Source organism: Pelosinus fermentans JBW45 (assembly GCF_000271665.2).
In the GTDB taxonomy this organism is placed as follows: Bacteria; Bacillota; Negativicutes; order DSM-13327; family DSM-13327; genus Pelosinus; species Pelosinus baikalensis.
The window spans coordinates 1,929,848-1,944,042 of record NZ_CP010978.1; the positions used below are offsets into that span (position 1 = coordinate 1,929,848).

Consider the following 14,195-nt stretch of genomic DNA (forward strand, 5'->3'; position numbering starts at 1 on the left):
GAGAAAGGGATAAAATTAGAGACATATTACTAATAAAAATTGGACTATTATTTACATTACGATTCGAGAAGTTTCTGGGAAGGTGAAATAGGTAAGGGGTTTACCTTTCCTTAATTAAAGGAGGTTTCTTGTGTATAAAATTCTTGTAAAACAGCAGTTGGCGCCAAGTGTTCAACTTTTTGAGGTGGAGGCGCCTCTGATTGCTAAAAAAGCAAAACCCGGGCAATTTGTTATTTTACGTGTAAATGATCAAGGGGAGCGTATTCCTCTAACCATTGCCGATTTTAATCGGGAAAAGGGCAGTGTTACCCTTATTTTCCAAGAAGTAGGTGCTTCTACAGTTGAGTTAGGTCGCTTACAGCAAGGCGAGTTCTTATTAGATTTAGTTGGTCCTTTGGGTAAGCCTACTCATATTGAAAAGTTTGGTACGGTTGTCTGCGTAGGTGGTGGTATCGGTATAGCACCGGTATATCCTATCGCTCGTGGTCTGAAAGAAGCAGGTAATGAAGTGATTTCAATTATTGGGGCCCGTTCGGAGGATATTTTGATTTATGAAGAAGAAATGGCAGCAGTCAGCGATGAATTGATCATTACAACAGATGATGGTTCAAAGGGAATTAAAGCTTTGGTTACCCAGCCACTAAAAGAATTATTAGATTCCGATAAAACCATCAGTCTAGTAGTGGCGATTGGTCCTGTTATTATGATGAAATTCGTTGCAGAAACAACCAGACCTTATGGGGTTCCTACAGTGGTTAGCCTGAACCCTATCATGGTGGATGGTACTGGCATGTGCGGCGGCTGTAGAGTTTCCGTCGGTCAGGAGAATAAATTTGCCTGTGTTGACGGTCCCGAATTTGATGCCCATAAAGTTGACTTTGAAAGCCTAATGGCGCGTCAGCGTATGTATAAACCTCATGAAAAACAGCATAGTGAGTACATTGCTGGTAAAAGAGAGGAGGGCTGTAAATGTCACTCTCACTAAATAAAAATCCAATGCCAGAGCAAGAACCTAAGGTACGGGCAAAGAATTTTGCTGAGGTAAGCCTTGGTTATACGGAAGAGCTAGCGAAAGCAGAAGCAGCACGCTGCCTGCAATGCAAAGCAGCACCTTGCCGTAAGGGCTGCCCCGTACAAGTTGATATTCCTGCTTTTATTAAAGAGGTAAAAGAAGGAAATATGGATGTAGCCATTGCAAAAATAAAAGAAGTGAATAGCCTTCCAGCAGTTTGTGGCAGGGTATGTCCTCAAGAAGAGCAATGCGAAAAATACTGTGTCTTGGCTAAAAGAGGGGAAGCAGTAGGTATTGGTCGTCTAGAACGCTATGTGGCAGATACTGCCCGCAATAAAGGAGAAAGTATCGCTGCAATTGATTATGCCCCTGATGCACAGAAAGTAGCTGTCATTGGTTCTGGACCGGCAGGCCTGGCAGTAGCAGGTGATTTAGCGAAAAAGGGGTATAAAGTTACGATCTTTGAAGCCTTACATTTGCCAGGTGGTGTCTTAATGTATGGTATTCCCGAATTTCGTTTGCCAAAGGACGAGGTAGTTCAAGTAGAGATTAACAATTTACGCAAGCTTGGCGTAGAAATTGTTGTGAATGCTGTAATTGGCAGCACCTTTACCGTTGATGAACTCATGGAAGAAGAAGGCTTTGATGCTGTATTTATTGGTACAGGAGCAGGACTTCCTTACTTTATGGGAGTTCCAGGAGAAAATCTGAATGGTGTTTATTCTGCAAATGAATTTTTGACTCGCTGCAATCTGATGAAAGCCTATCGTTTCCCGGAATGCGGTACACCCATTCATGTAGGAAAAAAAGTAGCGGTTGTCGGTGGTGGCAACGTAGCCATGGATGGAGCAAGAACTGCTCTGCGCTTAGGGGCAGATCGTTCCTATATCGTGTATCGTCGTTCGGAAGCTGAGTTACCAGCAAGATTAGAAGAGATTCATCATGCAAAAGAAGAAGGCATTGATTTTCAATTTCTCACAGCTCCTACTGCTGTAATCGGCAATAAGGATGGCTGGGTCACAGGCCTTCAATGCGTACGAATGGAGCTGGGTGAACCCGATGCCTCTGGACGTCGCCGTCCTATTGAAATTCCAAATTCTGAATTTGTATTAGAGGTAGACACTGTCATTATCGCCATTGGTCAAGGTCCTAATCCTTTAGTACAATCTACTACAAAAGGATTAGATACGAATAAAAAGGGCAATATTGCTGCTCACGAAGAAACTGGCGTTACCAGTAAACCAGGTGTATTTGCTGGTGGTGATATTGTAACTGGTGCAGCCACGGTTATACTAGCCATGGGCGCAGGCAAAAAAGCTGCAGCGGCTATTGACAGTTATTTGCAGGACAAGAAAGCAAAATAATAAAATAGAATGTATAGCTTAGAGATATTTTCCCTAAGGACAAGTAGGGTAAGGGTTAATTCCTCTGTATGCCATCATAAGAAAAGCCTTCGCAGGTATGCGAAGGCTTTTCTTATGATGTATTCGGCATAGCGACACAGTGATGCTCGGACAGTGAAAGTATGTTATACGTTGGTTATAAGAGCGTTATCCCAAGGGCAAAGCAAATTTTTTTGCGGTATTATGCCTTTGGGCAAATCTCTTATATGTAAAATGATGTGAGGTGAGCGTGCTGAAAAAAATTATTTTAGGTTATATTTTTTTAGCTTGTATTGTAAAAGTTGGCGAGTAAGTCCCAAGGATTTTGCTGTCCGTGTAACATTGCCATTTGATTTATTGAAGGCGGCGCAAATTAACTCTTTTTCCATTGTATCCCGCAGTTCGATAGGTTTTGCTGATTCGGCACGACTCATGTTGGCTGTTTGCGTAGATTTTGACATTGCTAGAAGATTAGACTGAAATAGTGATGGTAGGTGGTGCATTTGTATTTCTTGCTCAGAGGCTACAAGATTCATTGCTCCTTCAATTGCATGCTGAAGTTCTCGTATATTTCCGGGCCAGGAATACTGCTGAAAAGCGTCTAATACTGCGGCTGAGACTCTTTTTATATCCAATTCCATACTTGAATTATACTTTTCAATAAAGTGATCGATGTAAATTGGAATGTCATCTTTGTGTTCGCGCAAAGGAGGTATGTGAAGAGCCACAGTGTCAAGACAGTAATATAGATCTTCTCTTAATTGTTTTTGGGCAATGGCGTCAAAAGGATTCACATCGATTGTGGAAATAATTCGGACACTAATGGCCGTTTCATTCGTTGCTCCCACTCTGCGAATAGAGTGCTCTCGGAGAACTCGCAATAGCTTTGCCTGTAGATTAATGTTCATCGAATTAATTTCATCGAGGAGCAAGGTTCCACCTTGCGCTTGTTCAAAAAAGCCCGGTCGGTCGAGGGCATCAGTGAACCCCCCTTTAACAGTTCCGAAAAGCAATCCTTCTAGCAGATGCTCTGGCAGAGCCGCACAGTTTATTGCAACAAATGGACCTTGCTTACAAAGGCTAGCATTATGAATGCTTTGTGCAAACAGCTCTTTTCCTGTTCCTGTTTCACCATACAGTAATATATTTGATGAGGTTCGTGCCGCTCGATTTGCTTGTATCTTCACGGTTTTTAATGCATCAGAGTTTCCAATGATATCAGAAAAAGTATAGCGGGCGCTAAAAGGTTGTGTTACATTCAGCGGGTTCTTCTGGGCAGAAAGGTTTTGCTGCAAGTCAGTGATTTTTTTTGAGTTTTCATCTTCCAATTGAGTCTTCATCGTATTATATAGAATTGCTGTCTCATGTTTATCAATTACCTGAATACCTATATCCAAGCTATTTAAGAATGTTTCATATAATATTAATTTTTGTTCAGCTATTGCCAATTGCTCTCTTAGTTTATACTCCTGATCCATTATTATTTTTTTAGATTTTGTCATTTATCGTTCCTCCATATCAAAGTCCAGATTTCTCGAAAAACCAAGAGGTTATATGAATCGGCATCTGATTTGGTCATGTTACTTTATAAAAAGATGCCTCCCAGTTTTATAGCTGGGAGGCATCTTTTATAAAGTAACATGTATAACAAATACAAATCCCGGCGCAAAAACGCCGGGATAAAAGTACAGTTTGATACATGTGTACTTAATCCCCTCCCCATCGCTCGTGGGTCAAATGGTGACTGTCAAATAGGCAGTTCTCCTGGCTCTAGTTCATCGCTTACCCAAACCTTCCCAAGATGTTCGTCTCAGTAGTATTCATTGAGTTTGCTCCCCATTACAGTGGCGGGACCGCGCCGGTATCACACCGGTCTTCCCTATTAAGCCCTTGCGGGCACCTATTTCAATAGTATTTAATTCAATAATTGCAGATAATTCTATAATTCGAAATCATCATAACATCGTATATGATGAAATGTCAAATCGATAATAGTAATATGTGCTAGAATCTCTTTTTTATTATCGATTATAGAGAAAATCTATTGAGGTTGCTCTCTTTATTTCAGACAAACTCTAAGATTAATCTTTGCAGCTGCAAAAAAATTGGCGGTATTTTCCGGAAATCATTAAACTAATATGCAATAATGCGGGGAATTGAAGGTTATTTGCGTTGGCATCATTATTGCATTAAAAGAAGGTAAGTAGTGGCAATAGGGTGCCAGATTGGCAAGCTATTAAATATAGCAAGAGTGCAAAGCTTCGTAAAAGATGGAGGTAGGTACTATGGGTTATCCTTTTATTGAAATTGATCTTGATAAAATTACTGCTAATGCTCGTTTGATCGTTAACATGTGTAATGCTCATAATATCCAGATTGTCGGTGTGGCTAAAGCTGTGTGTGCGGATATCGATGTAGCTAAGGCTATGTTAGCTGGTGGAGTGCCTATGCTAGGGGATTCACGGGTTCAAAACCTTCGCAGGCTTCGAACGGCTGGTATTGATGTTCCGCTGCTGCTGCTAAGGATTCCAATGCCGAGTGAAGTGGATGAAGTGGTGAAAATTGCTGACTGTAGCTTAGTTTCTGAGCTTTCAACGATCAGTCAGCTGAGCCAGGCTGCCATCAAGGCTGGAGTTATTCATGACGTAATCCTAATGGTGGACATGGGAGATTTAAGAGAAGGAGTTATGCCGCAAAAAATTTTGCCTCTGGTTCAGCAGATCCTTTTGTTATCGGGAATACGTTTGCAAGGACTTGGCGCAAATTTTGCTTGTTATTCAGGCAAAATTCCTACACAGGAAATTCTTGAAAAACTTGTTGCGTTAACTCAGCAAGTTCGAGATGCGTTTGATTTGACATTACCCATTATTTCTGGTGGTAATTCTGCTACTATTGACTTACTAATGACTAGTGCCATGCCAGCGGGAATTACTCAATTACGAATTGGAGAAGGTATTTTACTCGGGCGGGAAACACTAAAGCGGAATCCTATTCCGGGGGCTTACCAGAATTCTTTAATTCTACATGCTGAGATTGTCGAGGTGCAGGAAAAACCATCAGTGCCGTCAGGAGAAATTGCCCAAGACGCTTTCGGGAATATACCGGTACTTATTGACCGAGGTATCCGAAAACGAGCGATTGCAGCCATTGGTCGCCAAGATGTTGAAATCGATAATTTAACGCCAATATTAACAGGAATTGATATTTTAGGCGGTAGCAGTGATCATTTGATTCTTGATGTCAGTGATGCTGCTGAAGATATTGCTGTCGGCAGTGAGGTTTGTTTTTATTTGCGGTATGGAGCTTTGGCTCATGCCATGGTTTCGCCCTATGTATCTCGCGTTTACAAACACGGCAATATTAAATAATGCATGTCATTGTTTAAGCAGATATATCATCCTTACTTGGGGGAATTTTTCATATGAAATTTAAGGCAAATCTATTACTTTTACTTACTGCGGCCATCTGGGGATTTGCATTTGTAGCACTTCGGGTAGGTGTAGAGTATATAGGTCCATTTACCTTTACCGCTATACGATTTGCATTAGGCAGTCTTTTTTTACTGCCATTTATTTTTTATAATAATAAATTTAGAAATAAAAATGAGGCAGGTAATGAGGCGAGAAAGAGTTGGCAGGTCGGTCTTTTAGCGGGTTTAATCCTTTTTATAGCGGTCTCTTTTCAGCAAGTCGGATTGAAGTACACGACGGCTGGAAAAGCCGCATTTATAACATGTTTATATATTGTACTCGTTCCAATTATGGGAGTGTTTTTAAAGAAATATATTACCATCAGTACCTGGTTTGGCTCTATATTTGCTGTAATTGGACTGTATCTCTTATGTGTTAAAGAAGGCTTTATTATTTCATATGGTGATTTTCTTCAGCTAATAGGAACTTTTTTCTGGACAGCGCATATTTTATTAATTGATCATTTTGCCCGAAGAATTGAAGCATTTAAGTTAGCTTTTTTTCAGTTTATGACTTGCGCCTTACTTAGCTTAGGGAGCGCCCTAGTACAAGAAACGGTCACTATTAGGGCGCTTTTACAAGCCGGCATACCAATTTTATACGGTGGGATTTTTTCTGTTGGCATTGGGCATACCTTGCAAATTATTGGTCAGAAATATACCTTTCCTTCTCATACTGCTACTATCCTTAGTATGCAGACGGTTTTTGCAGCATTTGGAGGTTATTTATTGCTTGGTGAGTTGCTGGGATTACAAGAGATCCTAGGATGCATATTCATGATAGTAGGAATGTTTTTGCCACAAATACCTGCGCTTGCACAGAAAAGGTATGCGAAGAGTTGAATGCATTTCAGTTCGCTCTAAGAGGGGACGACCCAAGGTCCATTTATAGTAAGCTAGGTAAGGTGCCAAATGCTGCAAATAAATTTGCTCACTTATAAAGGGAGGTATATGTCTATAAATTATCGAATAGCAAATTTATATTTGCAGATGGTGCAAATTTTTTTGCAGATGTCGTTATATTTAAGAGAGTTATATAGAGTAATAACGAGCCAGGGAAGTGACATATGCCGTTACCAACACCCTCCTGATATTTTACTAACCTACGATTATATTGAAAATAGATATTTGATAATTTAGAAAATTAAATGAGATGAAAAAAATTATATTGTACTAGCTTAGATTGGCATGAATGTTGCAATATGCAGTTAGTAAGCAAGTTGATAAATGTGCTTGCAAAAATTGGGGAGGTTTTATTATATGGAAACAGTAAAAGTAATTCTATGGGGCTTGGGTGCAATGGGAAGCGGTATGGTCAGAGACATTGTACAGAACAAGAAAGGAATTGAAATTGTTGGTGCCATTGGGCAAAATCCTCAAAAAATTGGAAAAGACCTAGGGGATGTCTTGGGACTCGAAAAAAAACTGGGAGTTATAATATCTAAAAGCCCTGGAGAAGTATTGAATAATACGAAGGCGGACGTGGTACTGCTTTCTACTCAGTCGCTTACCAAAGAGGTATTTCCAGAGATTAAGCTGATTGTGGAATCTGGCAAAAACGTTATCACGATTGCAGAGGAAATGTCAGCACCGCAAGTGGAAACACCTGACTTGGCAAAAGAGATGGATGCACTTGCTAAAAAGCATAATGTGACTATTTTGGGAACTGGCGTTAACCCTGGTTTTGTGCTAGATACATTGATTTTAACATTGACTGGTGCTTGTCAAGTTGTCAACAAAATTTGGGCAGCCAGAATTAATGATCTTTCCCCTTTTGGCCCGACAGTGATGAAGAGCCAGGGAGTTGGCACTACTTTGGAAGAGTTTAATAAAGGTGTAGAGAATGGCACGATCGTCGGACATATTGGTTTCCAACAGTCCATTTACTTAATTGCTAATTCCCTTGGCTGGAAGCTGGACAAAGTGGTAGAAAGCCGCGAACCTATTATTACTAAGGTTTATCGTGAAACACCTCATGTTCAGGTTCAAGCTGGTATGGTTGCTGGCTGCCGTCATGTTGCACGCGGTTTATATAATGATCAGGAGATTATTACGTTAGAGCATCCACAGCAAATACATCCAGAGTTAGAAGGGATAAAAACCGGCGACTACATTACAATTGAAGGTACACCGACAATCAAGTTTGCTGATGAACAAGAAATTCCTGGAGGAATTGGTACAATGGCCACTGCTGTGAATATGATTCCGCAAGTAATTAATGCCAGGGCAGGCTTATTGACTATGCCAGAATTACCTGTGATTACTGCTCTAATGGGTGATGTACGAAAACTAGTAACAAGATAAAAAAAGGGATGTAATTTACATCCCCCTGTTATAGACAATACCCCTAATTGATAATATGATTCAGAACTGCCTTTTTGGGTTTCCTTATGGATTAGGATTGTTGCTTTTTAAGTAGGAGTACAAGGGAAAAATGTACAAATGAAGGAGGATAGTAGGCAGAGTGTAATCACTGGAAAATAAACGAGGGGGACTAATAATGAATGAAAAATTTAATGGAAAAATTGAGCAGGCTATAGCGCAGCAGTCAGGTTTGGATCGGGGGATGAAGAGTCGACATTTATTTATGATTACGCTGGGGGGCGTTATTGGAACCGGATTATTTCTAGCTTCTGGTTCCACAATAAATCAAGCTGGACCGCTTGGTAGTGTAATAGCCTATATGATTGGCGGCTTTATCATGTATATGGTCATGATGTGTTTGGGTGAACTCGCTGTGGCAATGCCTGTATCCGGTGCGTTTCAAACCTATGCGAGCATGTTTATTTCGCCTTCTATTGGTTACTTATTAGGCTGGCTATTCTGGTTAAACGGGGCGACAACGATTGGAATTGACCTCGTGGCAGCAGGTATGCTCCTAAATAATTTGACAGGAATTTCTGAATGGATTTGGGTACTCATATTTGGTGGTGTATTATTTGCTTTGAATTCCTTGCGGGTAGGGGTTTTTGGTGAATCTGAATTTTGGTTTGCTGGTATAAAAGTAGCAGCCATCATTGCCTGTATTATAGTGGGTGGTTTGTCAATGATGGGATATATTGGCGGTCATGAACCAATTGGCTTTAATAATTATTTTACAGATGGCATATTTCCTAATGGTGTAGGTGCAATTTTAATAGCTATGCTCACGGTTGCATTTGCTTTTAATGGGACAGAAATTATTGGGATTGCTGCTGGCGAAAGCCAAAATCCAGAAAAAACTATTCCCAAAGCGGTGAATGCCACTGCATTTAGAACGCTATTGTTTTATGTTCTATCGATGATTGTTGTTGCAGCTATTGTTCCTTGGAGAGAAGCCGGCGTAAAAGACAGCATTTTTGCTGAAGTTTTTCAATATGCAGGCATCCCTGGTGCCTACACGATTATGACATTAGTGGTTATTACTTCGGCACTTTCTTGTGGCAATTCATGGGCTTATAGTGCCACCCGTATTTTGTGGGCAATGTCTAAAGATGGTATGGCGCCGTCTGCTTTAAGCAAATTAAATAGTCATCAGGTTCCTATGAATGCGTTGATTTTGACTATGGCTGTTTCTGGCATGTCTTTGTTATGCAGTGTGTTTGCCGCAGATACAGTATACCTTTGGCTGATTTCGATTTGTGGGTTAGCAGGTGTGCTAGGTTGGATGGGTATATGTGCTTCCCAATATTGCTTCCGAAAGCAATTTGTTGGTAATGGAGGAAATGTAGAGAATTTGAAATATAAAGTTCCTTTATTCCCCCTAGTTCCAGCTTTAGGTTTTTTTCTCAATGCCCTCATTGTAATCGGATTATGGTTTGATGATAGTCAGCGTATTGCGATTTATGCTAGCGTACCGTTTATTATCATTGTTATGATATATTATTATAAGGTTGTTTCACCGCGTCGGGGATTGATTCAGATGGAGAAGGCAGAACGCACAGATAATCAAGCATGATTTCTGAATATTCACAAAAGAAGGGAGAGTTACTATGTCGCAAGCACAGAAAGGTGATTGGGTACAAATATATCAGGTGATTTTACCGGTGGGCGAACGTGCACCACAGGTGCCAGCAGAAACAGCAGGTGTTCCTTTGGAGATGTGGGTGAAAGGATTTTTAGAGGAAGAACAAGCACAAGTGGGTACTGATGTAACTATTCGTTCACTGGCTGGTCGCTTACTACAGGGACAGTTGGTAGCTATAAAACCCGATTATGAGGTTAACTATGGCTTTCCTCAACCAGAATTGTTAACGATTGGTGTTGAATTAAGGGCGATATTGGAGGGGAATGGTAATGTCTAATACTAGCTACCAAGCGGTAATTGCTCGGAAACCGGAAATTATCAAAAAAGCAACGAATATTGATTATGCTGCATTTGAAAGTGGTGAGATTGGGTTTGATTATGAGCGCATGATGAGCCAGGTGGCATATAGTTTGAATAAGATTCGTCAAATACAACAGGAAACCGGAGTTGGCAATACGCCGTTACTGGAACTAAAAAATATTACGGCTTTGGCGAGACAGCTAGCTGGTCCAGGAAAGGGTGCCAGGATTTTTATCAAAGATGAAGCCTGCAATCCGTCAGGCAGCTTTAAAGCACGGCGGGCTTCGGTATCCGTTTATCATGCTAAACAGCATGGGTATAAAGGGGTTGTTGCTGCAACTAGTGGTAATTTTGGTGCAGCAATTGCTTCCCAAGCTGCCATGCGTGGCTTAAAAAGCATTATTGTTCAAGAAGTGTTTGACAGCCGTGGCATTGGACAGCCGGAAATATTGGAAAAAGGAAGAGCCTGTGAAGCATATGGTGCTGAGGTTATTCAAATGACTGTTGGTCCAGAACTTTTTTATCAATTCCTTCTTGTGCTGGAACAAACAGGCTATTTCAATGCATCTTTATATACTCCATTTAGTATTTGCGGCATTGAAACATTAGGAACCGAAATCGCAGAACAGACGTTATTGGCGACAGGGCGAAAGCCAGATGCCGTTGTTGTAACCCATGCTGGTGGCGGGAATGTGACTGGTACAGCGCGAGGCTTGCAACGGGCTGGTTGTGAAAGCACCCAGATTGTTGCTGCTAGCGTTGACTTGAAAGGTCTGCATATGGCCAGTGACATTGATTTTAACCGTAAATCGTTTACTACCGGACACACTGGTTTTGGCATGCCGTTTGCGACTTCCCCTGATCGTGCGGATGTACCGCGGAATGCGGCACGACCATTACGCTATATGGATCGCTATGTAACGATTACGCAAGGCGAAGTATTTTATGTAACTGAAATGTTGGCTATGCTGGAAGGTTTGGAACGTGGACCAGCTGGTAATACGTCATTGACCGCTGCGTTTGTGATGGCTCAGCATATGGAATGTGATGAGGTTATTGTTGTGCAAGAAACGGAATATACGGGTGCTGGGAAACATCCTTCTCCACAGCTTTCATTTGCCAAAAAGAATGGGATTGAAGTGCGTCGCGGTAATCCAATCGAAAATGTGCCAGGCAAAGCGATCATTATCCCTGAACATCCTGGGCAAATCAATATCAAAGACATTAATTTGGACAGAGTACGTCAATCTTATCTTCGTAATGCGCTAGGTAGTGTCGGTACTGGAGCACTGCATCCTCAGGATATTGAATTCTTGGCAGCTGAAACTAGGCTGGAAGCAGCAATCGTTGAGAAAAAAGTCCGTGAGATACAAGCGAACCTGTGATGTTCGACAGGCTAATTCATTGGTTACAATTTGGTTTTAGGGGGTGATCCCAGATATTTCTGGGAATTATATGCAGAGAAATGATGATTATTTACAGCGAAGAGTTCATCTAGCACCTTTGACGGATGAAGAATTAAAGGATCGTTTTTGGGAATTGGCAAAACAACTAGTTGAGCCGCTGGTTGAACTGGCAGATACACATACTTCGCCGTCGGTGGAGCGTTCGGTATTGTTACGCATGGGATTTTCTAGTATGGAAGCCAAAGAAATTGTTCAGCATTGTGAGGAACAAGGACTTCTGGGCAAGGGGGCTGGTCATGCTGTATGGCGGCTAGCTGCATTAAAAAAGATAGACTATCGTGAAGCTGGCTTGCAGTTAGGTAAAGGTCAAGGTTGGGAGAAATTAGCGCAGTTTTGGGCAAAGGGGGGAGCCTAATGATATTGAATCATGAAGATAAGATTTCGTTGGAAGCAATATTAACAGATCTACAGACATATCGTCCCAAACGCAAAGGCTGGACGTGGCGCAAACCCCATGCAACTGGGAAAATCGGTCCTTTTACCTATAAGCAGACATCGGAATCCCTTCAAGCGTCTGGAGGATTACCCGCATCCAAATATTTCAATAGTATTGATCCCCAGCCTGATTGTGTTATTACTACTGAAATAGCCTCAGGACGATTTGAGGACGATATTCGCCGGATGCGTATGGCAGCTTGGCACGGTGCGGATCATCTTATGGTTATTCGTACGGCAGGACAAAGCCACTTTGATGGCTTAATTGAAGGCACTCCTGAAGGTGTGGGCGGTGTGCCGATTACGCGCAAACAACTTCGCGCAACCCGCAAAGCACTAGACTATATTGAAGAGGAAGTCGGTCGCCCGATTAATTTTCACTCTTATGTAAGTGGTGTAGCAGGCCCAGAAGTTGCCGTGTTGTTTTCTGAAGAAGGAGTAAATGGAGCGCACCAAGACCCACAATATAATGTATTGTACCGCAATATCAATATGTACCGTTCCTTTGTTGATGCTGCTGTTGCCAAGAAAATGATGGCAACAAGTGGTATGGCCCAAATTGATGGTGCACACAATGCTAATGCTACGGCGCGTGAAGCGTGGAAAGTAATGCCAGAATTGATGGTGCAGCATGCTATCAATTGTCAATATTCTGTAATGGTAGGGATGCTCAAGGACAAGATTTGTTTGTCTACCGTGCCGCCAACTGCGCCGCCAGCTCCGTGTATTAGCTTGGATCTGCCCTATGCTGTAGCATTGCGCCAACTGTTCAAGGGTTATAGATTTCGCGCACAAATGAATACTAAGTATATGGAATCCTGCACACGGGAAGTTACAACTACCCATGTGCTGAATACGTTGCTGTCAAGATTGACCAGTGCCGATATTCAAAGCACGATTACACCAGATGAGGGCCGCAATGTTCCTTGGCATTATAATAACATTCATGGTGTAAATACCGCGAAACAAGCGCTGCTTGGGCTAGATGGTATTATGGATTACGTCACTCTCAATTTTGACGGACCTCTGGGTGAAAAAGTTCGTGAATTAAAAGAACGAGCTTGTTTATTCATGGAAGAAATTGTGGCATCCGGCGGTTACTTTACGGCAGTCAGCCAAGGGTTCTTCGTAGATTCAGGTTTCTATCCAGAACGAGGTGGAGATGGTATTGCGAGGCAAATGAATGGCGGCGTTGGAGCAGGCACCATAGTTCCCCGGGATAAAGACTATATGGCACCGGTTTGTGATCACTTTGGTTATAATAAGTTGCCAGCAGATTGTAGTGTTACCGAACCATGTGATTTGATTGACGGTTGTACCTTATGCCATTCAGAAAAAATCCAGTGGATTGATGAACTGGATCCAGAAGATAATGTATATAAGCGGTTGGCTCAGAATGAAACAGAACGTAAAGAAGGGTTATTACGGCCAGAAGTACAGTGGCATGGTGACGGTATCGTTTGTATGACCATGTTCTTGCCGGCAGCAGAACGTGTGGCAGAATTTGCTGCAAAGGATATTGCGGAACGATTGGGATTAGAAGATGTTGAAGTTATTCACAAACAAGCCATGCATCCTTCAGAGGGAGCACTAATTGAAGTAAAAGGTAAGGTACCATTCGGTATCGATCCGGCAAAATTAGTGATTCCGCCTTTAGTTGAACCTCTAAGTGAAGAGGCAATCAGGCAATACGTTAGTGAGAATAAGTTGAAAATCGTGGCAGCCACAGTAGGGGAAGATGAGCATTCTGTTGGTCTAAAGGAAATCCTTGATATTAAGCATGGTGGGATTGAGAAATTTGGCATCGAATGTAATTATCTGGGAACATCCGTATCGGTAGAAAAACTAGCAGATGCGGCGGTGGAAATTGGCGCAGACGCGATTTTGGCTAGTGCAATTATCTCCCATTCTGATATTCATCGCATCAACATGCGGCGACTACATCAATATTGCCAGGAAAAAGGCATTCGACAAGATCTGATCGTTGTTTGTGGTGGAACACAAATTACGAATGAAATGGCCAAGGAAGAAGGCATGGATGCTGGCTTTGGTCGTGGTACGAAAGGCGTTCATGTAGCTAGCTTTTTAGTCGATCAGCATCGCGCAAACAAGAAAGGGTGAATAG

The 14,195-nt window shown here is 41.8% G+C and carries 11 protein-coding genes and 1 riboswitch; of the genes, 10 read left to right on the plus strand and 1 reads right to left on the minus strand.

The annotated features are described in order from the left end of the window. Positions 1 to 130 precede the first annotated feature (130 nt). Positions 131 to 985: a sulfide/dihydroorotate dehydrogenase-like FAD/NAD-binding protein gene (locus tag JBW_RS08225; protein WP_007952712.1), complete on the plus strand. Its 855-nt coding sequence runs from the start codon at positions 131 to 133 to the stop codon at positions 983 to 985. After that, positions 970 to 2,376: an NADPH-dependent glutamate synthase gene (gltA, locus tag JBW_RS08230; RefSeq protein ID WP_007952713.1), complete on the plus strand. Its 1,407-nt coding sequence runs from the start codon at positions 970 to 972 to the stop codon at positions 2,374 to 2,376. The genes JBW_RS08225 and gltA overlap by 16 nt, the downstream gene beginning before the upstream one ends. A 281-nt stretch (positions 2,377 to 2,657) precedes the next feature. Here gltA and JBW_RS08235 read toward each other — a convergent pair whose 3' ends face one another. Then, positions 2,658 to 3,896 carry a sigma-54 interaction domain-containing protein gene (locus tag JBW_RS08235; protein ID WP_007952714.1) on the minus strand — a complete coding sequence of 413 codons (1,239 nt, stop codon included), beginning with the start codon at positions 3,894 to 3,896 and terminating at the stop codon, positions 2,658 to 2,660. 234 nt (positions 3,897 to 4,130) lie between these two features. Beyond that, positions 4,131 to 4,313, minus strand: a riboswitch (cobalamin riboswitch). A 366-nt stretch (positions 4,314 to 4,679) separates the two neighbouring features. Here JBW_RS08235 and JBW_RS08240 point away from each other — a divergent pair. From JBW_RS08240 to oraE, 8 genes are all read left to right on the plus strand, one after another. Beyond that, the gene (locus tag JBW_RS08240; protein WP_007952716.1) at positions 4,680 to 5,762 is read left to right on the plus strand and encodes an alanine/ornithine racemase family PLP-dependent enzyme; all 1,083 of its coding nucleotides are present in this window, start codon (positions 4,680 to 4,682) and stop codon (positions 5,760 to 5,762) included. 53 nt (positions 5,763 to 5,815) lie between these two features. After that, a complete protein-coding gene (locus JBW_RS08245; protein ID WP_007952718.1) occupies positions 5,816 to 6,706 on the plus strand; it encodes a DMT family transporter in 891 nt (296 codons plus the stop codon). A gap of 417 nt (positions 6,707 to 7,123) precedes the next feature. Next, the gene (gene ord / locus JBW_RS08250) at positions 7,124 to 8,167 is read left to right on the plus strand and encodes a 2,4-diaminopentanoate dehydrogenase (RefSeq protein WP_007952720.1); all 1,044 of its coding nucleotides are present in this window, start codon (positions 7,124 to 7,126) and stop codon (positions 8,165 to 8,167) included. Between the two features lie 196 nt (positions 8,168 to 8,363). Further along, on the plus strand, positions 8,364 to 9,800 hold the full coding sequence (locus tag JBW_RS08255) for an amino acid permease (protein ID WP_007952722.1): 1,437 nt from the start codon (positions 8,364 to 8,366) through the stop codon (positions 9,798 to 9,800). A gap of 34 nt (positions 9,801 to 9,834) precedes the next feature. Continuing rightward, positions 9,835 to 10,146, plus strand: coding sequence for a 2-amino-4-oxopentanoate thiolase subunit OrtA (ortA, locus tag JBW_RS08260; RefSeq protein WP_007952724.1), 312 nt, complete (start codon positions 9,835 to 9,837; stop codon positions 10,144 to 10,146). Beyond that, positions 10,139 to 11,554, plus strand: a complete 1,416-nt coding sequence (gene ortB / locus JBW_RS08265) for a 2-amino-4-oxopentanoate thiolase subunit OrtB (protein WP_007952726.1) — start codon at positions 10,139 to 10,141, stop codon at positions 11,552 to 11,554. Before ortA ends, ortB begins: the two co-directional genes overlap by 8 nt. A gap of 70 nt (positions 11,555 to 11,624) precedes the next feature. Continuing rightward, positions 11,625 to 11,990, plus strand: coding sequence for an ornithine aminomutase subunit alpha (locus JBW_RS08270; protein WP_007952728.1), 366 nt, complete (start codon positions 11,625 to 11,627; stop codon positions 11,988 to 11,990). Further along, entirely contained in the window at positions 11,990 to 14,191 is a 2,202-nt protein-coding gene (oraE, locus tag JBW_RS08275; protein WP_007952731.1) for a D-ornithine 4,5-aminomutase subunit OraE, read from the plus strand. Before JBW_RS08270 ends, oraE begins: the two co-directional genes overlap by 1 nt. Positions 14,192 to 14,195 lie beyond the last annotated feature (4 nt).

What these genes read in the sequence shown, in the direction of transcription:
- JBW_RS08255 (WP_007952722.1), top strand. Translation starts at nt 8,364, where the DNA reads ATGAATGAAAAATTTAATGGAAAAATTGAGCAGGCTATAGCGCAGCAG.
- JBW_RS08245 (WP_007952718.1), top strand. Translation starts at nt 5,816, where the DNA reads ATGAAATTTAAGGCAAATCTATTACTTTTACTTACTGCGGCCATCTGG.
- gltA (WP_007952713.1), top strand. Translation starts at nt 970, where the DNA reads ATGTCACTCTCACTAAATAAAAATCCAATGCCAGAGCAAGAACCTAAG.
- oraE (WP_007952731.1), top strand. Translation starts at nt 11,990, where the DNA reads ATGATATTGAATCATGAAGATAAGATTTCGTTGGAAGCAATATTAACA.
- ord (WP_007952720.1), top strand. Translation starts at nt 7,124, where the DNA reads ATGGAAACAGTAAAAGTAATTCTATGGGGCTTGGGTGCAATGGGAAGC.
- JBW_RS08270 (WP_007952728.1), top strand. Translation starts at nt 11,625, where the DNA reads ATGCAGAGAAATGATGATTATTTACAGCGAAGAGTTCATCTAGCACCT.
- JBW_RS08240 (WP_007952716.1), top strand. Translation starts at nt 4,680, where the DNA reads ATGGGTTATCCTTTTATTGAAATTGATCTTGATAAAATTACTGCTAAT.
- ortB (WP_007952726.1), top strand. Translation starts at nt 10,139, where the DNA reads ATGTCTAATACTAGCTACCAAGCGGTAATTGCTCGGAAACCGGAAATT.
- ortA (WP_007952724.1), top strand. Translation starts at nt 9,835, where the DNA reads ATGTCGCAAGCACAGAAAGGTGATTGGGTACAAATATATCAGGTGATT.
- JBW_RS08235 (WP_007952714.1), bottom strand. Translation starts at nt 3,896, where the DNA reads ATGACAAAATCTAAAAAAATAATAATGGATCAGGAGTATAAACTAAGA.